The sequence below is a fragment of the Comamonas sp. genome (assembly GCF_036643215.1).
Taxonomy (GTDB): domain Bacteria; phylum Pseudomonadota; class Gammaproteobacteria; order Burkholderiales; family Burkholderiaceae_C; genus Comamonas.
On sequence record NZ_JAVXSJ010000002.1, the window covers coordinates 240582 to 266507 of the forward strand.

Consider the following 25926-nt stretch of genomic DNA (forward strand, 5'->3'; position numbering starts at 1 on the left):
TGACTCTAAGTCACACGGCCTGCTAGCAGCTTAAGAACATGAACCACTCCAGCGCATCCACATCTTCCCAATGGCTGCAGCCGCATAACCTGCTGAAAGTCTCGGTTGGGGTCGCGCTGCTGACCATTGTTTTGAAAACGCTGGCCTGGTGGTTGACGGGCTCTGTAGGCTTGCTGTCGGATGCACTGGAATCCTTTGTAAACCTAGCCGGAGCCATGTTCGCCCTGACCATGGTCACCGTTGCCAAGCGCCCTGCGGATGCCGAACACCCCTATGGACACCACAAGGCGGAGTACTTCTCGGCTGGTTTTGAGGGCGTGCTGGTCATGGGCGCCAGTCTGGCCATCGCATGGGCCGCGCTGTCGAGGCTGTGGAACCCCCAGCCGCTGGAGCAACTGAGCTGGGGTCTGATGCTGTCCCTGCTCAGCACCGTCTTCAATGGTCTGCTGGCCTGGGTCATGCTGCGCTCGGCCCGTCGGTACCGGTCGATGGCGCTGGCGGGGGATGCCAAGCACCTGCTGACCGATGTCTGGACCTCGGTGGGCGTGGTCATCGGACTGCTGGCTGCTGCATGGACGGGCTGGTTGTGGGTCGATGCGCTGGTGGCGCTGGTCGTGGCCGTCCATATCTGCGTGCAGGGCATACAGCTGATCTGGCAGTCATCGCAGGGCTTGATGGATCAGGCGCTGGACGAGCCGCAGCGCCTGCAGATTGACAAGTTGCTGGACAGTTATGCCCAGCGCAGTGAAGGCGTGGTTTTTGACAATGTCTCCAGCCGCCAGGCCGGCGAGCGCAGCTTTGTGGACCTGCACATGCATGTGCCCGGCCAGTGGAGCGTGCAGCGCGCGGCACAATTGCGCTCTGAAATTGAAGCTGCGCTGCTGCAGGCCATTCCGGGCCTGTACGCCCGCATTGAAGTGCTGCCCGTGGGCATGAACACCGTCAGTGAAGTGGCGGATGGTGACGCTGGCGTTGAGTTTGGGCAAGAAGCAACAGGCGCTGCACAGGAAGGTTCCCGAGGATGATGAGTGTGATTCAGCGCGTCAAACAGGCGCGTGTGGAAGTCGATGGCCGCATGACCGGCCAGATCGAACAAGGCCTGCTGGCGCTGGTCTGCGCCGAGCGCGGTGATACCGAGGCTGAGGCCGACAAGCTGCTTGCCAAGATGCTCAAGCTGCGCATCTTCAGCGATGAGGCCGGAAAGATGAACAAAAGCGTGCAGGATGTGGGCGGCGGTCTGCTCATCGTCAGCCAGTTCACGCTGGCGGCGGATACCAAGGGCGGCAACCGCCCCAGCTTTACCGCTGCCGCAGCACCCGATGAAGGCCGTCGCCTCTATAACTACTTTGTGGACAAGGCCCACGCAGCCCACCCCGTGGTGCAGACTGGCGAATTTGCCGCCGACATGCAGGTGCATCTGGTGAACGACGGGCCGGTGACTATTCCCCTGCGCATAGAGCCAGCGGTACAGCCACAGCTGTAAATCAGGGCGCAGCGGGCGCATGCCCCATGGCAGCCAGGGGCCAACCCGGAGCCTGAACGGGCGCGGATGGGCTGGCCCCGGATAATTCAGCCCTATGAATACCTCCACCAGCGCCGCCAAGGCCACTGATTCCTCCGCTTTCTCGGCGCTGCCCCTGTCCCCTGAAATGCTGGCTAACCTCCAGCAACTGGGCTACACGCAGATGACGCCCATTCAGGCCGCCAGCCTGCCGCTGACTCTGCAGGGCAAGGACCTGATCGCTCAGGCCAGCACCGGCAGCGGCAAGACCGCTGCCTTTGGCCTGCCCATGGTGGATCGCCTCAACCCTCGCTGGTTTGCCGTGCAGGCGCTGGTGCTGTGCCCCACGCGTGAGCTGGCCGATCAGGTCGCCACCGAAATTCGCCGCCTGGCGCGCGCGCAGGAAAACATCAAGGTCGTGACCGTCTACGGCGGCGTGCCCTCGCGCAACCAGATCGCATCGCTGGAAAACGGTGCCCACATCGTCGTTGGCACACCTGGCCGCGTGATGGACCTGATGGAGCGCGGCAAGCTCGACATCAGCAACCTCAAGACTCTGGTGCTGGACGAAGCCGATCGCATGCTGGACATGGGCTTCTTCGGCGACATCGTCACCGTCGCAGAGCAGTGCCCGGCAGATCGCCAGACCCTGCTGTTTTCGGCCACCTACCCCGAAGGCATTGCCAATCTGGCCAACCGCTTCATGCGCGACCCGCAGACCGTGAAGGTGGCTGCCCAGCACAGCGCCGGCAAGATCGAGCAGCGCTGGTACGAGGTGGCTGCCCGCGACAAGGTGGCTACCGTGGCCAAGCTGCTAGCCCACTTCCGCCCTGAGTCGACCATTGCCTTTTGCAACACCAAGCAGCAATGCCGTGACGTGGTGACTGCGCTGCAGGCCGAAGGCTTTAGCGCACTGGCGCTGTTTGGTGAGCTGGAGCAGCGCGAGCGCGACGAAGTGCTGGTGCAGTTTGCCAACAAGAGCTGCAGCGTGCTGGTAGCGACCGATGTGGCTGCGCGCGGCCTGGATATTGCCGATCTGTCCGCCGTCATCAATGTGGACGTGACGCCGGATTCGGAAGTGCACATTCACCGCATTGGCCGCACAGGCCGTGGCGATGCAGAAGGTCTGGCGCTGAATCTGGTCAGCATGGACGAGATGGGCAGCGTGGGCAAAATCGAGCAACTGCAAGGCCGTGCTTCGCAGTTCTTTCCCGTGGATGAGCTGACCCCCGCCCCTGGTGGCGAGCTGCTGCCCCCCATGATGACCATTCAGATCATTGGCGGTCGCAAAGAGAAAATCCGCGCTGGCGATGTGATGGGCGCCATGTGCGCCGACTTTGGCTACAGCCGCGACCAGATTGGCAAGATCAGCGTCAACGACTTTTCTACCTATGTGGCGGTGGACCGCAAGATTGCCTCGGCAGCCTGCGCCAAGCTCAACGGTGGCAAGGTCAAGGGCAAGACGGTGCGTGCACGTCTGCTGTAAAAATATGGGTCAAATTGGCCTCAGGCGCTTGTTTTTCAAGCGCTGAGTGCTCATAAAAAAGCCTTCTCGCTCATGAGAAGGCTTTTTGCTTTGGGGGTTACGGACGGGTCAGTCTTTGGCAAAGAACAGTCCGGCCATCACCAGCCCCGTGGCCACAATGCCCCAGCGCAGGATGTGCGCCGGAATTTTGCGCGCCACGCGTGCGCCGAGATAGCCGCCCAGCGTAGCGGCCACCATCATGATGAGGGCCTGCTTCCACTCCACGATCCCGCCCACGGCGTAGATGGCCACGGCAATGGCCGTGAGCAGGGCTGAGACCAGGTTTTTCATGCCGTTCATGGCGTTGAGCGAGGTCTGGCCCAGCAGGCCGAACAGGGCCAGCAGCAAGATGCCCAGACCGCCGTTGAAGTAGCCGCCGTACACCGCCACGATCAGCATGCCTATAGCGGCCTTGGTGGCGTTGGGTGCGGCGCTGCTGGCATTCTTGCCCGAGGCCCAGGCGCGCAGCTGCGGGCCGAAGGCAAACATGGCGGTGGCGGCCAGCAGCAGCCAGGGAACGACTTTGCGGAAGGTCGCATCGGGCGTGAACAGCAGCAGCGCGGCACCTGCAGAGCCGCCAATCAGAGACAGCGCGATCACCTGCTTCATGGACAGGCCGGGCGGCGACTGCATATCGTCCTTGAAGCCCCATGCGCCCGCCATATAGCCAGGCAGCAAGGCAACGGTGCCGGTGGCGTTCGCCACCACAGGCGGCACGCCGGTAAAGACCAGCGCGGGCAGGGTCAGAAAGCTGCCGCCGCCAGCTACGGAGTTGAGCGCGCCGGCGGTGAATGCTGCGACCAGCAGCAGGGCGAGGTGGCCCAGGTTGTCCATGGATTTGTCTCCTGATTGGGAATCTTGTGGCGCGTCGATCTGATGAGGTCGAGCTGCTTAATTATTTTTAGAAATAAAAAAATGTGAAAACAGTATTTTGAGAAATAAACCAATGTTTTGACAATCACTTCCTACGTTAAGGAGTTTTGCCGTGAATCTGCCCCGTTTCTTCTCTCGCACCGCTTGGGCCCTGCTGGCTGCAACCTGTGTGCAGGGTGCAGCCATGGCCCAGCAGCCGGACTTTCCGGCGCGCTCCGTCAAGCTGGTGGTGGCGAACGGCGCGGGCAGCGCGCCTGATTTGCTAGCGCGCCAGGTGGGCAATGTGGTGGGCAAGGAATGGAAGCAGGCCATTGTTGTTGAGAACAAGGGTGCAGCAGGCGGTGTCTCGGCCGTGGATGCCGTGGTCAAGGCCCAGCCCGATGGCTATACCTTGCTGGTGGGTGGCGACAGTGCCATCACCATCATGCCCAATGTGCAGCGCAATCTGCCTTATGACGTCAAGAACGATCTGGTGCCGGTGACGAAGCTCGGCCAGTCCGACTTTGTGCTGGTGGCCAACCCCAAGAAGGGCTTCAAGACCGTGCAGGACTTTGTGAGCTATGCCAAGGCTCACCCCGGGAAGATCAACTACGCATCGTCCGGCACGGGCGGTGCCCAGCATCTGGCGATGGAGCAGTTCAAGCAGCGCGCAGGCTTCTTCGCCACGCATATTCCCTATCGCGGTGGCCCACAAGGTCTGCAGGATGTGCTGGCGGGTCAGGTCGATGTGATGCTGATTGCCGTGGCACCCGCAATCACGCAGATTCAAAGCGGCAAGCTGACCGCGCTGGCGGTTTCAGGCTTGCAGCGCCATGCCTTGATGCCCCAGGTGCAGACGCTGGCTGAGAGCTACAAGGGCTTTGAGGCCGGAGCCTGGTTTGGCCTGTTTGCCCCCAAGGGCACGCCCGCCGCCTTGGTGCAAGCCATTGCGCAGGATACGGATCGCGCCCTGAAGGACCCAGAGCTGCGCAAGAGCCTGCTGCAGCAAGGCATTACGCCCGTGGGTGAAGGTCCGCAGGTCTTTGTCAAACAGATCAAAACCGAAGATGTACGCGTGGCTCAATTGGTGCGCCGCATCGGTCTGAGCGTCGAGTAAACGGTATTGCGCCCCAATAAAAAAGCGGCCAAGTGCCGCTTTTTTGTTTGCTGCTGGCCTGCAGGGCAGAGTCAGAAGCGGTAACGTAGGCCGATCGAGATTTCGCTGGCCGTCAGCTTGGCGCGCATCTGTTCGTCCTGCAGACCGCGGACGTTGGCGAAATTGTTGGCGCCGCTCTTGGTCTTGCCCATGTCGACATAGCGCCAGCCCAGGTCGATGCTGACCTTGGGGGCGGGCGTATAAGTGACACCAAAGCCCACGGCGTAGGCCAGATTGCTCTGGGACGCACTGAAATACTGGCGGCCAGGGTTGCCTTGCCAGCCGCTGGACTGCAGGTGCGCCAAGCCCAGGCCCGCAGTGCCGTACAGCGAGAACTGATTGTTCAGCGGGAAATCCTTGTACGCATTGACCATCAGGCGCTGTGAGCGGATCTGGTGGTGGTTGAAGCTGGTGGGGAAACGGGTGGAGCCGCTGGTGAACTCATTGTTCTTGGGCAGGGTGTACTCGGCTTCTACGCGCCAGTTCGACGGGAGCTGATAACCCAGGGCCAGAGAGGCCCCTGTGGCGGTGTTCGACTCGTCGCCAGGCACGAACTGGCCCAGGCCGGGGCGGGCGCTGGAGTCCATGTCGTGGGCTTCGTAGCGGGCGGAGTTGATGCGCAGGGCGCCGTAGTAATTGTCGGCGGCAAAGGCGCTGCCGGTGGCAGCCAGAATCAGCAAAGGAATGATGCGTTGGGTTTTCACAGAGAGTCCTTGGCCCGATGACTTCAGCAGGTGCCACACCCTGGCCAGGATGGCCAGTGTCAGGCAGGTGCGTCATGCGGGGATGGACTCAACTGTAGAAAAGCGCCGGCTGGACGTCCATGCGGTAGGCTACGCAGCTATCTCGGTAGAACTACCGAGTGCTGTCCTTGACCGGAGTTGCGATGGCTTACTGAGCGTACGGATCCTCGAAACCCATCTCTTTCATGATGTCGGTCTCGTAAGCTTCCATCTCTTCGGCATCCTCCTCGCTGGTCTCATGGTCCCAGCCTTGGGCATGCAGCGTGCCGTGCACCAGCAGGTGGGCGTAATGCTCTTCCAGCGTCTTGTTCTGCTCTTTGGCTTCGCGCTCCACCACGGGGGCGCAGAGAACCAGGTCGGCCATGACGGTGGGTTCTTGCTGGTAGTCAAAGGTCAGCACATTGGTCGCGTAATCCTTTTGACGGAACTCGCGGTTGAGTTTCTGGCCTTCTTCGGTGTCGACAATGCGCACGGTGATCTCGGCATCCACCGCCAGCGCGTGGCGAATCCAGGTCGTGACCTTGCTGCGCGTCAGCAGCTCGCGGTGGGCTGTGGCCTCGGCAGAGGGGCCAAATTGCAGAGACAGTTGCAGTTGATTTAGAGACATTTTGGCTTGTAGCGCTTATCTGGTAAGCGCTGGTAGCTATGAAGTTTGATTAAAGCTCATCCGCCGTAGGCAGCGGTCGGGCGCTGCGGCTGGCGGGCGCGCGGGTCTTGGGGGCTGATGTGCCTTGGGTCACACGGCCATGGGCGTCGTAAGCATCCACAATGCGGGCGACCAGCGGGTGGCGCACCACGTCCACACTGGTGAAGTGATTGACGGAGATACCCTTGACGCGGCGCAGCACGCGCTCGGCGTCGACCAGGCCGCTGGGCGCGCCCTTGGGCAAGTCCACCTGGCTTACGTCGCCTGTCACCACGGCCTTGGCACCAAAGCCGATGCGGGTGAGAAACATCTTCATCTGCTCGGGCGTGGTGTTCTGGGCTTCGTCCAGAATCACAAAGGCGTTGTTCAGTGTGCGCCCGCGCATAAAGGCCAGCGGCGCGATTTCGAGCACATTGCGCTCAAAAGCTTTTTGCACTTTCTCGTAGCCCATCAGGTCGTACAGCGCGTCGTACAGCGGGCGCAGGTAGGGGTCTACCTTCTGCGCCAGATCGCCGGGCAGAAAGCCCAGACGCTCGCCAGCCTCGACAGCAGGGCGCGTCAGCACAATGCGCTGCACGGCGCTGCGCTCCAGCGCATCGACGGCGCAGGCCACGGCCAGATAGGTCTTGCCGGTACCTGCGGGGCCAATGCCGAAGGTGATGTCATGCTTGGCAATGTTTTCCAGATACAGCGCCTGATTGGGCGTGCGCGCGCGCAGGTCGGCACGGCGCGTGGTCAGCTGGGGCGCGGTCAGGTCGGCTTCCAGCATTTCGACATCGCCAGCCAGCATCAGTTGCAGGGTATCGTCGGCGATGACATCGTCGGCCAGCTCATACAGGGCTTGCAGCAGTTCCAGCGCTTCATTGGCCTTGGCCTTGGAGCCGTCGATCTTGAACTGCTCGTGGCGGTGAGCGATCTTGACGCCCAGCGCAATTTCAATGGTGCGCAGGTGCGCGTCCGTCGGTCCGCAGAGATGGGACAGGCGTGAGTTGTGGTGGGGAGTGAAAGAGTGGCGCAGGATCACGCGGATAATTTCTCAAAAGATGGCCGCACAGTGCGGCAAAGGACTTCAATGATAGGCAAATTGACTGGAACGCTGCTGGAAAAAAACCCGCCCGAGGTATTGGTGGACTGCGGCGGTGTGGGCTACGAGGTGCAAGTGCCCATGAGCACCTTCTACAACCTGCCCGCCAACGGCGCCAAGGTGGCCTTGCTGACCCATTTTGTGGTGCGCGAAGATGCCCAGCTGCTGTTCGGCTTTGCCACGGCCCGCGAGCGCCAGACGTTTCGCGAACTCATCAAGATCACCGGCGTTGGCCCGCGCATGGCGCTGGCCGTGCTCAGTGGTCTGAGCATTGATGATCTCGCGGATGCGGTATCGCAGCAGGAAGCAGGGCGATTGGTCAAAGTGCCGGGCATTGGTAAAAAGACGGCCGAGCGCCTGCTGCTGGAGCTCAAGGGCAAGATCGGGGCAGATACTGGCGCGCAGTCGCTGTTTGCCAATAACAATGACCAGAACGACATTCAGCAGGCGCTGATGGCGCTGGGCTACTCGGACAAGGAAGCGTCTGCCGCCCTCAAGAAACTCCCACCCGATGTAGGGGTGAGCGAGGGCATTAAGCTCGCGCTCAAGGCTTTGACGAAATAGCTTGCTGGCCCTGTGCCAGTCCGGTCGTGAACTGCAGGAGGACACGATATGAGTTGGTGGAGACAGGGCAGGCGCATCGCCCCTCGATGCGCAAGTGTGGTGCTGGTCGTGCTGACCGCTTGCGGCGGTGGAGGCGGGGGCAGTGCTCCTGATCCTGGGCCGGTACCGGGGCCGGGCGGTGGCGCTGGTGGTAGCGGTGGCGGAGGCGGCGATGGTGTTGTTGCCGGTGTTGGAGACATCAACCCTCCCTCAGGCCCGCCCAAAGCCTATGTGCTGGATTCGCTGGTCGTTCCCGCTGCGGCATCAGCGGCGGCGACCAGAGGCGTGGCGCTGGCCACTGCCGCCGTGCGGCCTCAGGCCATCAGTCTGGCGTTACCGCAGTGGAGCAATGCCCCGCTGCCGGTAATGCCCATTCCGGGTCTGCCCATGCAAATAGGTGCGCCCCGGGAGTTGGCTTCCTTGCAGTCTGCAGGCGACATGGCCCGAACGCTGAACTGGACCAAGGCACCAGATGGCGGACTGGTCGCGGCGATCAGCATTACATCCACCGGTGCCTATGGGGTGCGCCTGGGGCTGGTCGTTGATGCCCTGCCGGATGCTGCCCAGATTCGTTTGTACCGGCAGGACCGCACCAAGACCGGGTTTGAAACCACGGGCCAGGCCATCAACGCGGACATTGCTCGAAATCGCCGCGTCGATGGCAATACTCCGGCGGCCAGCATCTGGTGGACGCCTGATCAGGGGGCTGAAGAGGTCACGCTGGAAATCGGCCTGCCCGCAGGGGTGTCCACTTCGCAGGTACGGATTGCCCTTCCCGCGCTCACTCACGCCTATATCAACCTGGCTTTGCCCACGCAGGCCGATTTGCGTGAGAACTTCGTGAGCAGGAATGTGGGCGATTCAGGTGACTGTGAGCAGGATGCCAGCTGCGCCAATCAGTACGCGACAGAGCGCAATGCCGTGGCGCGCATGACGTATGTGGGCCCAGACAACCGCTATTACTACTGCACAGGCTCTTTGCTGAACAACACCAAGCTTGATTACACACCGTACTTTCTGTCGGCCAACCACTGCATCTCTACTCAGGCATCGGCCACTTCCCTGCGCACGGACTGGTTCTTCCGTTCGGCCAGCTGCAACAGCTTTGAGCCCAATGCCCAGACCGCAGCACTGCAGCGCGGCGCAACCTTGCTTTATGCGGCGGCAGCCACTGATACCACGCTGATGCGGCTCAATGAAGCGCCACCAGCCGGTGTCACGCTGACTGGCTGGGATGCTCGTGGCACGGCGGTGGCCGGTACGGCCATTTATGGCCTGCATCATCCGCAGGGCGACTGGCTCAAATACAGCGAAGGACAGGTACAGCGTCTGAGCAACTGTACGGTTGGCAATGGTGGCGTCACCTGCAGCCCCGGCAATGCCCAAAGCGATTATCTGAACATCAGCTGGAGCAAAGGCATCACCGAAGGCGGCAGCAGCGGATCGTCCATTTTTGTAGGCGGCCGCGTAGTGGGAACGCTTTCTGGCGGCAGCAGCTCATGTACGGCCAGCGGCGGCTCCGATGTCTACAGCCGCTTCGACCGGGCTTTCAATAGCCCGATAGGGAACTGGCTGGCGCAGTAACAGTCCGAAAGGACTTGTGGGGGTGTTATTTGCCGGTCAATTTTTTGACGGCGGCTTCGGTCTGCTGCACATGGGCCAGAGGGTCGCTGCTGACGAGTGCAAACTTCACCCTGCCATCCTGCCCGATGACATAGGAAATACGGCTGGCCATGGCTAGGTTGGCAGCGATTGCAGCGTCATAGGCCTTGATGGTCTGGGCCTTGGGGTCGGAAGCTACGGCAAACTGGTCGCGGCAGGCTTCGGTGGAAAAGCGCTTGAGCGTGTCGATATCGTCATGCGACATGCCCACCACCGTGGCACCCATGGCGGTGAACTGAGGCGTGGCTTCGGCAAAGGCATGGGCCTCCAAAGTGCAGCCCTGTGTGAATGCCTTGGGGAAGAAGTACAGCACCACCGGCCCCTTTTTCAGCGCGGCGGCCATGTCAAAGTCAAATGCCTTGCCGGCGACTGCCGCCGGTGTCTTGAAGTTGGGCGCGGCATCGCCGACCTTGAGCGCAGCCTGGGCAGCGGGGGCAATCAGGGAGGCGAGCAGCCAGGGGGCGAGCTGATGGATCTTGAACATGGCAAAGCCTTTAAGAACGTGCGTACGGTCTCTACGATGCCATGGATTGTTCGCCATCCTTTATTCGCCTTGCTGTTGTCCAGCCTACTGCACTCTTGCTAGCCCCCTTTTTGCTTGCGTGCTTACTTCGCGCTGCCCAGCGAGGCGCGGTATTCCAGCGCATAGGCCAGTTTGCCGGCCTTTTTGCCATCCGCAGGCTTGGGTGTGGACAGGTCGGTGTAGGTGGCCGTGCCAAAGGCCGCCATCTGGCCCATCTGCACCGCGTTGTAGCCCGAAGCTCCGATCATCTCCGCAGGGTTGGCGGCCAGCATCAGGTTGGATGCATCCTTGATGGCTTGCATATAGCCGCCGTCGGAGCCGTTGCCCGCCAGATTCAGGCTGTACTGGCTGAGTTTGAAGTGACGCGGCGAGGCCTGCAGCCATTCGCTCCAGTAGAACTCCAGAAACTCGGAAGGATTGACCGGCTTGTTGTAGCCCACTTCGCGGGTGAAGTAGACCAGCGAGCGGTAGGGATCATCCTTGAGGCCATTGGACAGGCCCAACTGACGCGGCAGATCGGCGGGGGTGATGGACGAGCCGTCAGGCAGCTTGAGCCAGACGAACTTGTTGGCGCGCATGGTGCGCCAGAAGCTGGCGTTGCTGGCGTCCTTGTAATTGCCCTTGATCATCACCGGCATCTGCACCTGACCACCGGCCAGACCGGTTGCCACCTTGCCGTTGCTGTTGGGTGCTTCCCAAAGGCTGGTGAAGCTGTGGTGTCCGTCGGTCAGGAAAAGCTGGCCTTTGGGGCCAACCACGGCGGTCTTCAGCAGGCTTTGGTAGTTCACGACCTGGGCCTTGCAGGTGAAACTGCTGCGGTCGTTGAGCTTAGAGCTGGCCGTGATGCCGTTCTTGGCCGTGGAGTCCTGGCCGCTGTCCTCGCACAAATCGTCAAACGCTTTTTGCCATTGCGTGGAGGCCACGCTGCCGGTCGCAGTGTGGGTATAGCGACCCTGCTTGTAGTAGATCTGGTCGTAGCCTATGGCGGGTTGCGTGGGCAGAGCATCTGCCAGCGTGATCATGACCGGGTCGGTGCTGGCTGCGCTCTTGTCCAGGTACTTGGGCAGCACCGCTTGCTGGGGCAGCCGCTGGCACGCGCCCAGCGTGCTGGTGTCGGTATCTGCGGGGCCGCTGCTGCCTGCGTAGTAGAAGCTGTTGGCCGAGACCGGCAGCAGAGTGCGCGCCGCACTGTTGCCGCTGGCCCATTGGCCGCCGAACAAGCCGTTGGCCGCGCTGCCTGAGCCGGACGCTGCATTGGCGCTGAGCTTCAGGTCGATGTCGATAGTGTCGGTCTGCAGCAGGCCATTGCCGATGGAGACATAGTGGCGCATGCCGCGGCCCGTGCTTCCCGGCTCGGCATGTGTGCACAGCCATTCGCCATCCAGCGTCGTGGCGGCCACTGGGGCCGTGGCGGCAGTCTGCAAGGTCCAGTTACCCGAGGTGAAGCTGCCACCCGCAGCGGCGCTGTAGGTGTCGACGGATATGGCTGCGCCGTCGCTACGCTTGCCCACCACGGCGCGGCCAATGCGTTGGCCGGCCAGCTCCAGTACCAGCGCGCCGGGATAAGTGGTCTGATCGGGATCTACTGTCACGCGACCGGTGATGCCGTCAGCACAGCTGTCGCTTGCGCTCTGGCCGGCGCAGACGCGCACAGCACCGTCATTGGCAATGCGCAGTTGGCCCGCGCTGGCGCTGGGGGTGCCGGGCTTGCCCAAGGCGGAGTGGACGGCCTCATTACGCAGATAGTTGTAGGTGCCAGCCAGGGCACTTATCTGTGCGACGCCCTGATTGGAGGCTGTGAGCACACCCTGCAGCGAGGCCGTCGATGTGGCCGAGGTATCCAGAAGATTGGGCAAGCCGTCAATGTTGCCGGTGACCAGTCCGGTTTCCGCGGCAAAGCGCAGGGTGACGTCGCTCAGGCGGCTCACCAGAGCGGCAGGGAGATTGCTACCCGCCACGGGCTGGAATTTCTGGGCCACGAACTGGCCGTTGGCATCCATGCTGTAGACGCTGGTGATGGCTCCAGTCAGACCAAAGCGCGAATCGACAAAGCTCAGTGTGATCTGCTTGGTGGTGCTGTCCAGGCTCAATGCCACGGTATCGCCAAAGCTCAACGTACCCAGGTAGCTGCTGCTGCCAGTAAGCGGAGCGAGTGCTGGAGCTGGTGCTGGTGCTGGTGCTGGAGCTGGTGCTGGTGATTCATCACCACCACCACAGGCCGCGAGGGTCACCGAGGCTGCGACAAGAACGGAGACTTGGGCGAGGCTGCGGAGTGCAGCGCCAGTTAACGCGGGAGAGTTGAGGCGCATGGAGGGGTCTTCAAGAACAGGTAATGGAGAGAACAGTGCAAGCGCACCGACGTATCTACCGCACAGGATTTCGCGGGGTGTTTGGGCTGCATTCTGTGAAACATCCATGACGAAGCTGTGACATGAATGCGGCGCGAACAGCCTGGGCGCAACAGTGCGGTGCTAATGCGCGGCACAATTGAGCTCTATGACGATTCATGTGGACGAATTTGCGGCAACCCCCGCCCCCAAGCCAGCGCGTGATTCATCGCGTGACGCATTGCGCGAGCCGGTGACGCGCGTGGTGTCGGCGGGCAGTGCCTTCATGGGCGAGGACGCGCAGGAGCGTGCTCTGCGCCCCAAGCTGCTCGACGAATATGTGGGGCAGGCCAAGGCCCGAGAGCAGCTGGAGATTTTTATTGGCGCGGCCAAGAAGCGTGGCGAGGCGCTCGACCATGTGTTGCTGTTCGGTCCGCCCGGTCTGGGCAAGACCACGCTGAGCCACATCATTGCGGCGGAACTGGGTGTGAATCTGCGCCAGACCAGCGGCCCGGTGCTGGAAAAGCCTAAAGACCTGGCGGCGCTGCTGACGAATCTTGAGCCCAACGATGTGCTCTTCATTGACGAGATTCACCGGCTCTCGCCCGTGGTCGAAGAAATTCTCTACCCGGCGCTGGAGGATTATCAGATCGACATCATGATTGGCGAAGGCCCGGCAGCCCGTTCCATCAAGCTTGATCTCCAGCCCTTCACACTGGTGGGAGCCACCACGCGGGCAGGCATGCTGACCAACCCGCTGCGCGATCGCTTTGGCATCGTGGCGCGGCTGGAGTTTTATTCTTCGGAGGAGCTGACCCGCATCGTGCGCCGCAGCGCAGGCCTGCTCAAAGCACCAATTGACGATGAAGGCTGCTTTGAAATCGCCCGCCGCTCACGCGGCACACCGCGCATTGCCAACCGTCTGCTGCGCCGCGTGCGTGACTATGCCGATGTGAAGGGTGATGGCCGCATCACCCGCGAGATTGCCGATAAGGCGCTGGCCATGCTGGATGTGGATCCTCAGGGCTTTGACATCATGGACCGCAAGCTGCTCGAAGCCGTGGTGCACCGCTTTGATGGTGGCCCGGTCGGGCTGGACAATATCGCCGCCAGCATTGGCGAGGAGTCCGGCACCATCGAGGATGTGATTGAGCCCTATCTGATTCAGCAAGGCTTTTTGCAGCGTACCCCGCGTGGTCGCATGGCGACCAAGGCTGCATACCTGCATCTGGGCCTCAAAGTGCCCGATACAGGTGGTGATGCCTGAAGGACTGCGGATCAGTTCTGCGGTCCGGCATTCCAGAAAGCCTGAATGACACCGGGCATGGCTTCGATCTGCGCCAGCACCTGATCCAGTTCTTCGGCATGCACGGCCGTGGCAAATAGCTCGGCCTCGATTTCGCTGTTGTGGGGCGGAATGTCGTGTTTCTCGATCGTGCGTACCGGGTAGTTGGCTGCCTCCAACAGCTCCTGCATCTGCTCGCGGACATCGGCCTGCACGGCTTGCTGGCAGATGGCATAGACGTAGTAGGTCGCCTCGCTGGCATGCTCGGCCACGGGGTGGCGGTTGATGTAGTTGACTACGGGGCGTAGCAAGGTATTACTGGCCAGCACGAACAGGGTGGCGATTCCTGCTTCTGGCAGCATCCCCGCCCCAGCGCAGGCACCGACGGCGGCCGACCCCCAGAGCGTGGCGGCTGTGTTCAGACCCGTGATATTGGCCCCTTCCTTCATGATGGCGCCAGCGCCCAGAAAGCCAACGCCCGAGACCACATAGGAGATCACCCGGGTGGAGCCGTCAGCCCCCGAGATGCGCATGGCCAGGTCCACGAATACGGCGGCACCTACGGCCACCAGTGTGTTGGTGCGTAAACCCGCCGTGCGCTGGCGTATCTGCCGCTCCAGCCCGATGATGCTGCCGCAGACAAAGGCCACGAGCAGGCACAGCACGGTGTTGAGCGTTGCCAGGAGATTGAAGTTTTGCAGAGCTTGCATGCGTTGGGTTTCTGTTCGCGCGCCTGTGGTCGCAGTGGGTGGTGTGGAGATTGGCAGGTGCTGCGCACAGCATAGGCCAGGCCGATGACATTCGGTGAGGTCAGAGCTGCGGGTCGGGCTTCAGCTCATCAGGCGCAGATCGCCGATCTCATTTGAGATGGCTTGCACCTGAAGCAGTGCTTCAGGCCTACCGCAAAGACCGACGCAGACTGCGAAACCAGTTGCGGCGATTGGCTGGATGCTTGGCGGAAGGAGTGCTCAGGCTCTGCCATTGCCTTTGCGCATACAGGGGGAGCTGGTTCAGCACGACTTCGCGTTGCCGGGGCTCCAGCAGAGACAGTGCATCCGCACGCTGGCGGGCCGGGAGTGCGGTAAGCACCGAGGCGAATTCATGCTGGTTTGATCCCAGATGGCGAAGCACATCGGCATGGCGCAGCTCCAGGGCGCGAACGACGGCTTTTTGCAGGCCTTGTGAGGCCGTAGGGGTGTGAAAGGGACGCAGACTGAGCTGCAGAAGGCGTTGCATGGGCTAACTCCTTGATGGCCTGTAGGCCGGAGCTAGCGCCAGACTTCAGAGAGTCATGCGTGATCCGGCCTTGACGGCAAATGGAAAAACAAAGGCATGTCACGGCCTAGGCCAGCGGACACGCACGCAGCAATGATTGACACCTGCATGCAGGCGGCAGGTGTGCAGCAAGATCGACTTGGGTCGGGATCCATACGTGTTCCTTTGTGAAGGTTTAAAAACGGCCTGCGGCGCTTGGGTCAGCGTCGTCGCAGCAGTGCTACATCAGCCAAAAGCGGCGAATGCGATGTGTGGGCCAGTCGGTCCGGGCATCGAGTTCAGCCGTCTGCTGCAGAGCCTTGGGGGTCGTCAGCTGGGTATGTGCTGTCGTTGCATCACGGCGAACGGACGGCAAACTGCTCTTGCGGCTAAACCGGCAGATGAAGCGGGTGAGTTGTTGGCGCATGGCGTACTCCTTTCTCGTCGAGCAGGAACGGAACGCACAAGTTCTGCGGCATGGTCACCAGCCGACCGGAAACGGCCGCAGCGACGCACATCGAATTTTCAGTGATGCACCAGTGCTGCTTCGGGTTTGCGAAAGCGCAAACAAGCTGCCACGCAAGAGTGGCCCGAAGAAACAGGTTTGGGCGAAGGCGCGATGCAAGGAGCGGGTAGGTCGGTGACGACTCCCGATCCGGGGAGTCTGTCAGGCGACCAGCTGCGCAGCCGTTGCGGCGTGCGATAAATCACTGGTTGAACTGGCACTGTCCACGTAGGGACTCCTGAAATTGCAATCCTCTGATTATCCGCAGAGTGTGGACTAGGGTCAACCCTTGTCTTGATCGATGGCTGTATCCGGCGGCCCAGGGGCTAGCCCGCCAGCGGGCTGGTATGGCGGCGAGCTTATGTGGGCTGCGTCTCTGGCAATCGTCCAGATCGTGCAGAAAAATCGGTTGCTATGTGCGCCTGGGCTTGCCAGCGCAGGCTGCCCTGGACAATCAGCGCCTGCGCGACGTAGTAGCTGGCAAGCACCCAGATGGCCGCCCACGGCAGGGGCTGCACAAATCGGTTGATAGCCAGAATGCTGTCACTGACCATGAACGCGCTGGCGCCCAGCGTAACCAGCAGTGCAGAGCGGTCTTGCTGGACCTGATAACGGCCCCAGGCCTGAGCCGCCATCAGCGCAATGACGGTGACATACACAGCCACGGGAATGCGCATGGCCGCTGGGAGGCCATGTGTGAATAGATAGGCGTACATGCCTGCGCCAATGGCTGCAATTAGCCACAGCGCGTGGCGGCTGGCAAACCATGGGGCATCGGTTTTGAACAAGGCGATGTAGCAGGCATGGGCCAGCAAAAAGCTGATCAGGCCGGGAATGAACAGGCCCAACTTGAACTGCCCGTCCAGCATCAAAAAGACATCGCCGCCAAGTGAAAAAACAATAGCTGCCAGCAGCAGGTAGACGTGTTTTTTGGATGTTTTTTGTATTGAAGTCCATGCAGGGCTGGCGCAAGCTGCTATGCATAAAAGAGCAAAAAACATGGTCGCTGGCTTGAACAGCCAGTGCCATTCACGCAGCCCCAGGGCGGCGCTGGCCGTGGCCAGTGCGCCGCTTTGCAGCATCAGCGCCATCCATGGGCTGATGCGTCCTTGCATGGCAGCACCCAGCGCCCATTGCCCGGTCAGCAGCACGCCAAACCAGATGAGATTGGTGGCTAGCACTGACTGGTCGGCATTCCATAGAAAGGCCGTGGCGCCTGCAATCAGCGCTGCAAACTGCAGGCCGGCAAACCAGCGCAGTGGCCGGTTCATGGGCGGTGCATAAATGGCGCGGTGGGCATCCAGGTCGAAGGTGGGTTTGGGAAAGCGTTGCGCTACGTCGACAGGGCGCCAGCCGGGTGGCTTGAGCCAGACGCGGGCCTTGTCCAGCCAGTTGCGGGCATGCCAGCTGTCATGCGCCAACTGGCGATAGACGGTGGCATTGGCCCACAGCGGGTCCCAGCTTTGCAGCAGCCCGCGCGTGCCGTAGACGCAGGGCTCTTTGTCATCTTCCTCTTTGAAGGTGCCAAAGAGTCGATCCCAGATGATGAGAATGCCGCCGTAGTTTTTGTCCAGATACTGGTCGTTGACAGCATGGTGCACCCGGTGATTGCTGGGTGAGCAGAACCAGCGGTCAAACCAGCCCAGCTTCTTGACCTGCTCGGTATGCACCCAGAACTGGTAGAGCAGATCGATCAGGCCCACCACGGCAAACACCAGGGGCGGCACGCCCGCCAGCGCCATGGGCAGATAGAAAAGCCAGCCCAGCAGCGCGCCCGAGCTGGTCTGGCGTAGCGCGGTAGAGAGGTTGTAGGCCTGACTCTGGTGGTGCACGGCGTGTGCGGCCCAGAGTACGCCCACTTCGTGGCCCATGCGGTGCAGCCAGTAGTAGCAAAAATCGTAAAACAGCAGGGCCAGCACCCAGCCCGGCAGGCTCATCCAGAAGGCATCAGCCTCGATCAGCGCCACATGGCTGGCGACAAAGGTGTAGATGCCCAGCGTCAAGAGCTTGGTGAAGACAGCGCTGGTCTGGCTCAGCACACCCAAGTTCAGCGAGCTGAGGGCATCGGCCAGCGCATAGGCGTTGCGCTGGCGTTTGAGGCTGATGAGCCATTCCACGGCAATCAGTGCAAAAAAGACTGGCGTGGCCAGAACAATGATTTGGCTGGGGGAGAGCATGGACTCTTATTCTTGGCCCAGATGCAAGGGCCAAGGCCTCGCAGGAACCCTAGGAATGTCTGAAGGGCGCACTGCGTGCAAGCGCGCTACTGCAACGCAGCAAGTCGGGTTAGGCTACGGGCTGCTTTGTCTTTTCATACTTTGCATATGACTACTGTCTGCCTGAGTATTTTTGAGCATTCCGAGCCGCAGGCGTTGATCAACCACCAGTACTACTGCTCACGCATGGGCTACGAGCATATGAAGGTGTCGATGCAGGGCTTGACAAGCAGTGCGCACAAACTGGTGTTCAAGTACGAGCTGCTGCTGCATCAGCTGCGCAAGATGGAAGAAGGCGAGCTGTTAATTTCCGCTACGGAAGACTGCGTGTTTTTTTGCATGCTGCCGGTGGAGGCTATGGCGCAAGGGCGAGACCGCTTGCTGGCGGAAATCGATGGTGAAAATGGCGACAGGCAGACCGCCATTCAGGTCTGGCGCAACACGGCTGATGTGCGCCAGTTTGTGCTGGACTGCATAGGTCGCGCCAAGATCATGAGCGGGGTGACGCAGGAGCTGGAGTTGCACGCGCAGCAGGACTATCTGCCAGCCTTTACCCAGTTGGCGGGTAACTATGTCACCGTCAAATGCGGAGTGCGCTACCCGGTGAACTGGGCCGGGCTCACGAATGTGTGGACGCTGTGCTTGTCTGAGCTGGAGATTTACGCGGGTGTGCACCCCTTGTTCAGGCAAGCCCTGTTCGAGCATGTCAATGACTGGCAGCAGAAAGCGGTGCCGCTATTCCAGTTCCCGGCCTACTCTCAGGTGCCTCAAGGGGGGCATAGCGTGCATGACGGGGCTAAAGATATTGCGCTGGTCATGTACTACACGCCCAATATCCGCAGCTTTGGTGCCATTGCTGAATCCAGCGCTGAGCGCTACTGCAAGCGACATGGCTACACGCTATATGTGCACCGTGAAACGCCGCCGGATGTGGAGGATGGCATTTCGGGTACCTGGCTCAAGCCCTGGTTGCTCCACAAACACTTGCCGCAGCATGAATGGGTGATCTGGGTTGATGCGGACATGCTGTTCATAGAGCAGAGCCAGCCCCTGGAGCCCTTGCTGCAGGGGCGCGATCTTTTGGCTGCGCATGACATCAGCACTTGGCTGATTAATGCTGGCATGCTGGGATTTCGGCGAACCCCGCGCAATATGACGCTGCTGGGCGAGATGCTGGACGGTATCCGCGCGGTCAAGGACAAGTCCAGTACTTATGCCAGTGGCGGTGATCAGACCGTGATTGCCAATTTGCTGCAGCGTGAGCTGGGCTGGACGCTGGCAGATGGGCTGGATTTGATCAGCCTGAACACGCCCTGGTTCTTCCAGCAGGACAACAGCCTGATGGTGCATTACTACGGCATGGTGAACGAACTGCGGGCGACCATCATGGCGGCTCAGGATCGAAAAAGCCGACTCCAAGGGTGAATCAGGATTGCCAGATATTTCCTGTTCTGGCAGTAAGTGGAGTGCTCTGGGATAATCATGGGCTAGCCCACCTGCCGGAGGGCGCATTCAAATTCCCGGCCAGTACAGAGATGCTGCGACCCCGGGACTGGCCTGGAGCCGTCAGCATTTTTGCTTTCTTGCTGCAAGCCCCATGTCCACATCCCGTCGCTCATTTGTCGCTGTCGCCGCCTTGGCTACAGCGGGCTTTACCGCTCCCGCCGCCTTTGCTGCTGATGCCTGGCCTGCTGCCAAGCCCATTACCCTGATCGTTCCCTTCAGCGCCGGTGGCAATGTGGACACCACAGCCCGCCTGATTGGTCAGAAGCTGGGCGAGCGTCTCAAGCAGCCTGTCGTCATCGACAACGTGCCCGGTGCGGGCGGCGTGCTGGGCGTCAGCAAGGCCATCAAGGCACCTGCTGACGGCTACACCCTGGTCATGGGCTTTGATGGCCCCATCAGCATTGCCCAGCTGGTCAACTCTGCCGTCAAATACGACGCTGAAAAAGATCTGACCCCCGTGGGTCTGGTCACGATTGCGCCTGTGGTGGCCGTGGCCCGCCCCGGCCTGCCTGCGCACAACCTGAACGAGCTGATCGCACTGGCCCGCTCCAAGCCCGGATCGCTCACCTATGCCACCTCGGGCGTGGGAACTATGCTGCACCTGGCCATGGAAGTGCTGCAAGAGCGCGCCAAGATCAAGCTGGTGCATGTGCCCTACCGTGGCGGTGCCCAGATCACCAGCGATGTGATGGGCGGCCAGGTCGATATCGGCATGCTGACGACGACCAGCGCCACGCCCATGATTCAGCAGAAAAAACTCGAAGGTCTGGGTGTGACATCGGCCAAACGCATCGACGCCATTGCCGGAGTACCGACCTTCGGCGAAACGCCTGAGCTCAAGGGCTTTGACCTCAATACCTGGACCGGCCTGTTTGTGCCTGCCAAGACCCCGCAAGCCGTGGTCACTCGCCTGGCCACAGAGCTGGATGCCGTGCTCAAGATGCCCGATGTGCGCAAGCGCCTTGAAGACGGTGGCGCGACACCCGGCACGGGCACGCCCGCCAGCTTTACCCAGTTCCTGAAAAAGGAAAAAGTGGGTTATGCACAGATCGTGAAATCCGTCGGTATTCAGGCGGAATAAGCCATGGTTGCGCCGCTGAACAAGATACACGCCGAAATCTACCCGCCGGTGCTGCCCGAAGTGGCAGCCATTGCGCCAGACATGCTGGCCCTGCGCCACGACCTGCACGCCCACCCAGAGCTGGCCTATGAAGAGCACCGCACGGGCGATATCGTGGCGGCCAAGCTGGCCGCATGGGGCTACGAGGTGCACCGCGGTCTGGGCGATACCGGCGTGGTCGGTACGTTGCGTTGTGGCGACCATGAGAAAGGGGAGGCCGGTGGCAAACGCCTGGGTCTGCGCGCCGATATGGATGCGCTGCCTATCCGCGAAACCACGGGCCTGCCTTATGCGAGTCAGCATGACGGCAAGATGCACGCCTGCGGCCACGACGGCCACACGGCAACCCTGCTGGCTGCGGCCAAGGTGATTGCTGAGCGCAAAAACCAGCTGAATGGCACCATCAACCTGATTTTTCAGCCTGCCGAAGAAGGCCATGGCGGTGCGCAGAAGATGGTCGATCAAGGCTTGTTTGACCTGTTCCCCTGCGATGCGCTTTACGCCTTTCACAACGAGCCCGGCTACCCGGCGGGCCAGTTCGGCTTTCGTTCGGGCGTGATGTATTCCAGCTCTGACACGGCCATCATCACCATCCACGGCAAGGGTGGCCATGGTGCCATGCCCCATGTGGCGGTGGACCCCATCGTCGTCGCCTCGCATCTGGTGCTGGCGCTGCAGACCATACGCTCGCGCGAGATCGACCCCAATGACATGGCCGTGGTCAGCATTGGTGCCGTCCATGCGGGCGATGCGCCCAATGTGATTCCCGAGACCTGCGAGCTACGCATCACCATTCGCGCCCGCGACCCCGGTGTGCGCGAGTTGCTGCGCGAGCGCATCACGGCCATGGCCCATGCGCAAGCCGCGGTGCACCGCGCTACCGCCGAGGTGGAGTACAAATGGCGTTACCCGCCCGTCATGAACGACGTGGCTGCTACGGATTTTGCAGTGGGCGTGGCGCGCGAGTTTCTGGGCGAGGAATGGCTGATTCCGAACCTGCAGCCCCTGCAGGCCAGCGACGACTTCGCCATCATGCTCAACCAAGTCCCCGGCAACTACTTCATCGTCGGCAACGGCATGGGGGAAGGCGGCTGCATGGTGCACAACGCGGCCTATGACTTCAACGACAACCTGCTGCCGGTGACGGCCAGCTACTGGGTCAAGCTTGCAGAGGCCTATTTGCGCCGCGACTGATTTTGATATGAACCCCATTGATTTGACCGGCCAGAACCTGCCTGGCTTTGATGCCACGACCGACTACTGGCAAACCACTGTGACCGAGGCCGAGCTGGCCCAGTCGCCCCTGCCGCCCTACGCCAGCAGCTATCCGGCCAAGTTGCCAGACGGCCGCTATCTGCTGCTGCCGCTGCGCGGCATGCCTTCTAGTCCTGACCGCTGCGTGGCTTCGCTGATTGCCAATCAGGCATCGATGGATGTGACGGAGCAACTGGCGCTGCACATGGCCAATGCCGCCAAGGTGCATGACTTTGATGTGGTGATTGGCCTGCCCACTCTGGGCTTGGCGTTTGCGCCGCTGGTGGCCAAGCACCTGGGTCATAGCCGCTACGTGCCCCTGGGCTATTCGCGCAAATACTGGTACCGCGACGAGCTGGCCGAACCCGTCAGCTCCATCACCACGCCGGGCAAGGGCAAGCTGCTGTATGTGGACCCCAATCAGCTGAGCCTGATTGCGGGCAAGCGCGTGCTGGTGGTGGACGATGCGGTGAGTTCTGGCACCACCATGGTGTCGGGCCTGAATCTGCTGGCGCGTTGCGGTGCCGAGGTGGCCGCCATTGCCGTGGCCATGCGCCAGGGCACGCAGTGGCAGCAGAAGCTGGTGCGCGCAGATGGTTCACCCATCCCTGTGGTCGGCGCTTACGATTGTCCGCGCATGGAGCGCCGCGCTGACGGCTGGTGGCCAGAGAGCGTCTGATCTACTGCATTAATTGATAGCTGCTCGCGCTTGATTGATATGGGTTTCAATGCATTAACTGCTTGAAACCGATATTTGGAAGGCGCTAGCAGCTTTTCTTTTGATAGTGGTCTTCAGGTCAGCGCACCGCGCCCATCGACGGTAAAGATGCGCTCAACTACGCCTTTGAGGCGACCGCCGCGCACGCCGATCAGGTAGTCATGAAGGTTGACTGTAGGGTCGCAATGCCCGGGAATCAGCCACAGCGTCTCGCCCAGGGCGGGCAGCCAGCCGCTGGTGTTACCGGCTTGCGGCTCAGGGTGCAGCACGCCGTGCTCGTCGCCGCCATTGGCAAAACGCAGCGCGTTTTCAGCGGGCAAGGCGTGCAGGCGGGGCAGGCCTGAATCAATGGCATGGGCCTTGTGGCCCGCGTCGCAGACGGCGTGGTCGGCGCTCAGCGACATGACCTGGGTCTTGACGTAGAGCGCGTGCTCGAACATGGGCTGGGCCGCATCGCGCTGATTGGCGGCGTAGTCGGCATCCATGAACAGAAACGAGCCGGGCTGAATCTCTCCATACACGCCGCTGGCCGCTTCATTGACCATGGTGCCGGTGCCCGCACCGGTAATCAGAGGGATGGCGATGCGGGCGCGGTCAAATTCATGGCAGGTGCGGTTGACATGCTTGAGCACTTGCTCAATGGCCGCCTTGCGCTCGGCAGCGGTACGCAGATGCTGGGCACCGCCGTGATAGGCCTGCAGACCCCCAAAGCGCAGGCTGGGCTGGGCTTGAATGGCCTGCGCCAGGGTCACGGCAGCTTCGCCGGGCTCGACCCCGCAGCGGTTCTGGCCCACATTGATTTCCACCAGTACATCTATCGCCTTGTCGCCCGCCTGAGCCTGCTGCAGGGCTTGGGCCAGGCGGCTCACGCCCGCTTCGCAGTCCACGGCAATCGCCAGGCGTCCGCCCTCGGCATTCAAGGCCTTGGCCAACTTGGCCACGCGCTCCAGCTTGGTGGGGGCGACGATTTCGTTGCTGATGAAGATGTTGGTGATGCCGCCTTCGGCCAAGGCCTCGGCTTCGCTGATTTTCTGCACGCAGTGGCCGCTGGCCCCGGCATGCTCCAGCAGATGCGCAATGAGCGCGCTTTTGTGCAGCTTGGCGTGGGGGCGCCACAGCACGCCGTGCTGCTGAGCAAAGCGGGCCATGCGTTCGATATTGCGGTCCATGGCATCCAGGTCAATGACCAGCGCCGGTGTGTCTATGCGTTTGATGGCCTGGCCGACCAGGGCCTGCAAATGCTCAGGAATGTGCTTCATCTTGACTGCCTTGCTGAAGGTGTGCGGTATCGGCCCAGCCTACCAAAGAAAGGCCCTCGGGCGTCCACAGCAGGCGGTTGATGGCGGCGTTGGCCAGCTCCCAGGTGCGCGGCGCCTGAAAGTCCTGGCGCGTAGCCAGCCGGTACAAAACATCCAGCACGCCGCCGTGGGCGACCAGCACAATCTGCTCGCCCTCGTGCTGGCGGGCGATTTCATCAACGGTGCTGGCAATGCGGTCGCGCAGTGCAATCAGCGAGTCGCCGCCGCCCGGAGGCGCATAGGCGGGGTTGCGCGTGCGCCAGAGCTGGGCGTCTTCGGGCTGACTGGCCTCCACATCCTTGAAGGTGCGGCCCTGAAAGTCGCCAAAGCAGCGCTCGCGCAGACCTTGATGGGTGTACAGAGGCGCGCCGGATACTTTGGCCACGGCCTGCGCCGTGACATGGGCACGCTGCAGGTCGCTGCTGTAGATGGCGGCAATGCTCTCGCCCTCCAGTGCGCGACCGGCTTGCTCGGCCTGCCAGAGGCCGGTGTCGTTGAGGGGAATGTCCAGATGCCCCTGAATGCGTCCGTCGACGTTCCAGGTTGTCTCTCCGTGGCGGATGGCAATGATGCGCGTGGCGTGCATGGCGAAAGCTCGTACTGCGTGAGTGGTTTTTAGACTGTCATTGTCTTGCAAACAAGATGTGCCAGAGAGAGCGTGGGAGATCGGTGCCAAGCCTTGCATTGACGGGTGCTGCGCAAGCATGAAAAAAGGCCTGCCTTGAAGCAGGCAAGCCTTTGAAATTGGGGCAGGTCCCCGGTGATGTGCCGGGGCAGCGTTCAGGACGCTTTCCAGAAAATGTAGTCAGCCTGATACTGAACAACTTGCTTGCTGCCCATATTGGCGGGCCCGCACGCCATGGCTGGCGCAACGCCGCCCTTGGTGGCTACGCGCTGGATATAACTCACGCCTTGCATGGCACCCATGCCGCTGGCCGGGTTGGCCTTGACCAGTTGCAGAGGGATGTTGCCTGCACCGGCTGGTGCCACCGCGACCTGCGTGGCGGTGACCTTGGAGCCATCGTTGTTCTCCCAGGTGGCGGGCGGGCCCCAGTATTTGCCGATGACCGCGCCGCTGCGTGTCTGCAGCTTGGCATCGGGGCCGATGAAGACCCATTCATGCTCGGCGGCCATGTCCTTCTTGGCCTTGCACTCGTAGGTGATCTGGCCAACGCCCACCGTTTCCATGGCGACTTTATGACCTGCGGGCACCTGCACGGTGGCCGGGAGTTCCGCTTGCGAATACATCATGGGGTGCATGCCCATGGATGAACAGGCGCTCAGGCCCAGCACGGACAGGCAAACAGCGGCCAGTGGGGCGGTACGTAGATGCTTCATGAGTATTTCCTCGAACAAGGTGGAGAAGAAATGCACCGAGCTAATCTGCTCGGTACGAGGGAGCTACGGTGTGTCAGGCGCCAAAAGACAGGGCGTTGGCTGGCAGAGAACGGCCCAGAGCCGAGGTCAGCGCGGTGTAGTGCATGGTTTCGTCAGCGGCAAGGCGCCCGGCAACCTTGGCAAGGTCGCGGCTCTCAAAGGCCGGGATGACGCCCAGATAGGCATTGGTCGCGCCCAGCTCCAGCCGGGCTGCGAGTGCCAGCACATCGTTCTGGTTTTTAAGGCTGCCGGCCTTCAGTGATTCGGCATAGGCCTGCATAGAGGCTTCAGCGACTGGTTTGCCGCCCATTTTCTGGATGGTCGCAATCAAGGCATCACGGTGGCCCTTGTGATGGCTCTGGAACAGCAGGGCCACATCCAGCAGCGGTTTTTGCAGCAGACCGCTACCGGCGCCAAGCTGGTAGGCGTTGATGGCTTCATGCTCAAGCCCCAGCGCAATATTGAGGATGGAAACATCTTTGGCCGGGTCATTGCCCATGCCCTGAGCCAGTGACTCCTTGCCGGCCAGCATGGCGACCGCCACAGCTGACAAGGTGCCCGTAGTGCCCAGAAACCCGCGACGCGAGGCCATGGTGGAGGAACGGCCTTCAAACAGATTGATGCTCATGATGACTCCTGATTAGCTGTGGGGCTGTGTCGAAAAATTGCGCTGTCCGACATTTGGAATACGCAGCCCCAGAGCCACTGGATTCAAGTTTTTCCAATTATTTTTCAGGTAATTTCCCGCATAGGGTGAATCCATCAACCGCG

General features: G+C 61.4%; 25 protein-coding genes. 11 read left to right on the top strand and 14 right to left on the bottom strand.

Annotated features, from left to right (window positions below; all coding sequences use genetic code 11):
• The first annotated feature begins 38 nt into the window (after positions 1-38).
• The 3 genes from RSF91_RS02910 to dbpA all read left to right on the top strand — a co-directional run bounded on the left by RSF91_RS02910 (position 39) and on the right by dbpA (position 2987).
• Complete coding sequence (locus RSF91_RS02910) at positions 39-1025, top strand: cation diffusion facilitator family transporter (protein WP_332566994.1); 987 nt, start codon at positions 39-41, stop codon at positions 1023-1025.
• A complete protein-coding gene (gene dtd / locus RSF91_RS02915; protein WP_332566995.1) occupies positions 1022-1483 on the top strand; it encodes a D-aminoacyl-tRNA deacylase in 462 nt (153 codons plus the stop codon). The genes RSF91_RS02910 and dtd overlap by 4 nt, the downstream gene beginning before the upstream one ends.
• A 94-nt stretch (positions 1484-1577) precedes the next feature.
• On the top strand, positions 1578-2987 hold the full coding sequence (dbpA, locus tag RSF91_RS02920) for an ATP-dependent RNA helicase DbpA (protein ID WP_332566996.1): 1410 nt from the start codon (positions 1578-1580) through the stop codon (positions 2985-2987).
• A 108-nt stretch (positions 2988-3095) separates the two neighbouring features.
• Here dbpA and RSF91_RS02925 read toward each other — a convergent pair whose 3' ends face one another.
• Entirely contained in the window at positions 3096-3860 is a 765-nt protein-coding gene (locus RSF91_RS02925; RefSeq protein ID WP_332566997.1) for a sulfite exporter TauE/SafE family protein, read from the bottom strand.
• A 151-nt stretch (positions 3861-4011) separates the two neighbouring features.
• On the opposite strand from RSF91_RS02925, the gene RSF91_RS02930 reads away from it, so the two are divergent.
• On the top strand, positions 4012-4995 hold the full coding sequence (locus RSF91_RS02930; protein ID WP_332566998.1) for a Bug family tripartite tricarboxylate transporter substrate binding protein: 984 nt from the start codon (positions 4012-4014) through the stop codon (positions 4993-4995).
• A gap of 71 nt (positions 4996-5066) precedes the next feature.
• On the opposite strand, the gene RSF91_RS02935 is transcribed toward RSF91_RS02930, so the two are convergent.
• The 3 genes from RSF91_RS02935 to RSF91_RS02945 all read right to left on the bottom strand — a co-directional run bounded on the left by RSF91_RS02935 (position 5067) and on the right by RSF91_RS02945 (position 7447).
• Positions 5067-5738 carry an outer membrane protein gene (locus RSF91_RS02935; protein ID WP_332566999.1) on the bottom strand — a complete coding sequence of 224 codons (672 nt, stop codon included), beginning with the start codon at positions 5736-5738 and terminating at the stop codon, positions 5067-5069.
• Positions 5739-5925: 187 nt separating this feature from the next.
• Positions 5926-6384, bottom strand: coding sequence for an rRNA maturation RNase YbeY (gene ybeY, locus RSF91_RS02940; protein ID WP_099735565.1), 459 nt, complete (start codon positions 6382-6384; stop codon positions 5926-5928).
• Positions 6385-6433: 49 nt separating this feature from the next.
• On the bottom strand, positions 6434-7447 hold the full coding sequence (locus RSF91_RS02945; RefSeq protein WP_332567000.1) for a PhoH family protein: 1014 nt from the start codon (positions 7445-7447) through the stop codon (positions 6434-6436).
• A 48-nt stretch (positions 7448-7495) separates the two neighbouring features.
• On the opposite strand from RSF91_RS02945, the gene ruvA reads away from it, so the two are divergent.
• Both ruvA and RSF91_RS02955 read left to right on the top strand, forming a co-directional pair.
• Positions 7496-8071, top strand: coding sequence for a Holliday junction branch migration protein RuvA (gene ruvA / locus RSF91_RS02950; RefSeq protein ID WP_332567001.1), 576 nt, complete (start codon positions 7496-7498; stop codon positions 8069-8071).
• A gap of 48 nt (positions 8072-8119) precedes the next feature.
• Complete coding sequence (locus tag RSF91_RS02955) at positions 8120-9694, top strand: trypsin-like serine peptidase (protein ID WP_332567002.1); 1575 nt, start codon at positions 8120-8122, stop codon at positions 9692-9694.
• A 25-nt stretch (positions 9695-9719) separates the two neighbouring features.
• Here the strand turns inward: RSF91_RS02955 and RSF91_RS02960 are convergent, their stop codons facing one another.
• Together RSF91_RS02960 and RSF91_RS02965 are read right to left on the bottom strand one after the other, a co-directional pair.
• Positions 9720-10256, bottom strand: coding sequence for a peroxiredoxin (locus RSF91_RS02960; RefSeq protein WP_332567003.1), 537 nt, complete (start codon positions 10254-10256; stop codon positions 9720-9722).
• A 122-nt stretch (positions 10257-10378) separates the two neighbouring features.
• Entirely contained in the window at positions 10379-12604 is a 2226-nt protein-coding gene (locus RSF91_RS02965; protein ID WP_332567004.1) for a ParB/Srx family N-terminal domain-containing protein, read from the bottom strand.
• 187 nt (positions 12605-12791) lie between these two features.
• On the opposite strand from RSF91_RS02965, the gene ruvB reads away from it, so the two are divergent.
• Complete coding sequence (ruvB, locus tag RSF91_RS02970; protein ID WP_332567005.1) at positions 12792-13889, top strand: Holliday junction branch migration DNA helicase RuvB; 1098 nt, start codon at positions 12792-12794, stop codon at positions 13887-13889.
• Between the two features lie 11 nt (positions 13890-13900).
• Here ruvB and RSF91_RS02975 read toward each other — a convergent pair whose 3' ends face one another.
• The 4 genes from RSF91_RS02975 to RSF91_RS02990 form a co-directional block, all read right to left on the bottom strand.
• Positions 13901-14617, bottom strand: a complete 717-nt coding sequence (locus RSF91_RS02975) for an MgtC/SapB family protein (protein WP_332567006.1) — start codon at positions 14615-14617, stop codon at positions 13901-13903.
• 187 nt (positions 14618-14804) lie between these two features.
• Positions 14805-15143, bottom strand: a complete 339-nt coding sequence (locus tag RSF91_RS02980; RefSeq protein ID WP_332567007.1) for a hypothetical protein — start codon at positions 15141-15143, stop codon at positions 14805-14807.
• A 259-nt stretch (positions 15144-15402) separates the two neighbouring features.
• Positions 15403-15588: a hypothetical protein gene (locus RSF91_RS02985; RefSeq protein WP_332567008.1), complete on the bottom strand. Its 186-nt coding sequence runs from the start codon at positions 15586-15588 to the stop codon at positions 15403-15405.
• A gap of 437 nt (positions 15589-16025) precedes the next feature.
• Positions 16026-17843: a lysoplasmalogenase family protein gene (locus RSF91_RS02990; RefSeq protein WP_332567009.1), complete on the bottom strand. Its 1818-nt coding sequence runs from the start codon at positions 17841-17843 to the stop codon at positions 16026-16028.
• Positions 17844-17990: 147 nt separating this feature from the next.
• Here RSF91_RS02990 and RSF91_RS02995 point away from each other — a divergent pair, with 147 nt between their 5' ends.
• The 4 genes from RSF91_RS02995 to RSF91_RS03010 all read left to right on the top strand — a co-directional run bounded on the left by RSF91_RS02995 (position 17991) and on the right by RSF91_RS03010 (position 22441).
• Positions 17991-19307: a hypothetical protein gene (locus RSF91_RS02995; RefSeq protein WP_332567010.1), complete on the top strand. Its 1317-nt coding sequence runs from the start codon at positions 17991-17993 to the stop codon at positions 19305-19307.
• A gap of 172 nt (positions 19308-19479) precedes the next feature.
• Positions 19480-20469 carry a Bug family tripartite tricarboxylate transporter substrate binding protein gene (locus tag RSF91_RS03000; RefSeq protein WP_332567011.1) on the top strand — a complete coding sequence of 330 codons (990 nt, stop codon included), beginning with the start codon at positions 19480-19482 and terminating at the stop codon, positions 20467-20469.
• 3 nt (positions 20470-20472) lie between these two features.
• A complete protein-coding gene (locus RSF91_RS03005) occupies positions 20473-21702 on the top strand; it encodes a M20 aminoacylase family protein (RefSeq protein ID WP_332567012.1) in 1230 nt (409 codons plus the stop codon).
• Between the two features lie 7 nt (positions 21703-21709).
• Positions 21710-22441, top strand: a complete 732-nt coding sequence (locus RSF91_RS03010; protein ID WP_332567013.1) for a phosphoribosyltransferase — start codon at positions 21710-21712, stop codon at positions 22439-22441.
• A gap of 113 nt (positions 22442-22554) precedes the next feature.
• On the opposite strand, the gene RSF91_RS03015 is transcribed toward RSF91_RS03010, so the two are convergent.
• The 4 genes from RSF91_RS03015 to RSF91_RS03030 all read right to left on the bottom strand — a co-directional run bounded on the left by RSF91_RS03015 (position 22555) and on the right by RSF91_RS03030 (position 25783).
• Entirely contained in the window at positions 22555-23739 is a 1185-nt protein-coding gene (locus RSF91_RS03015) for a DSD1 family PLP-dependent enzyme (RefSeq protein WP_332567014.1), read from the bottom strand.
• Positions 23723-24364 carry a histidine phosphatase family protein gene (locus RSF91_RS03020; protein WP_099735578.1) on the bottom strand — a complete coding sequence of 214 codons (642 nt, stop codon included), beginning with the start codon at positions 24362-24364 and terminating at the stop codon, positions 23723-23725. The genes RSF91_RS03015 and RSF91_RS03020 overlap by 17 nt, the downstream gene beginning before the upstream one ends.
• Before the next feature lie 194 nt (positions 24365-24558).
• Positions 24559-25116, bottom strand: coding sequence for a DUF3455 domain-containing protein (locus RSF91_RS03025; RefSeq protein WP_332567015.1), 558 nt, complete (start codon positions 25114-25116; stop codon positions 24559-24561).
• 73 nt (positions 25117-25189) lie between these two features.
• The gene (locus tag RSF91_RS03030; RefSeq protein WP_332567016.1) at positions 25190-25783 is read right to left on the bottom strand and encodes a ferritin-like domain-containing protein; all 594 of its coding nucleotides are present in this window, start codon (positions 25781-25783) and stop codon (positions 25190-25192) included.
• Positions 25784-25926 lie beyond the last annotated feature (143 nt).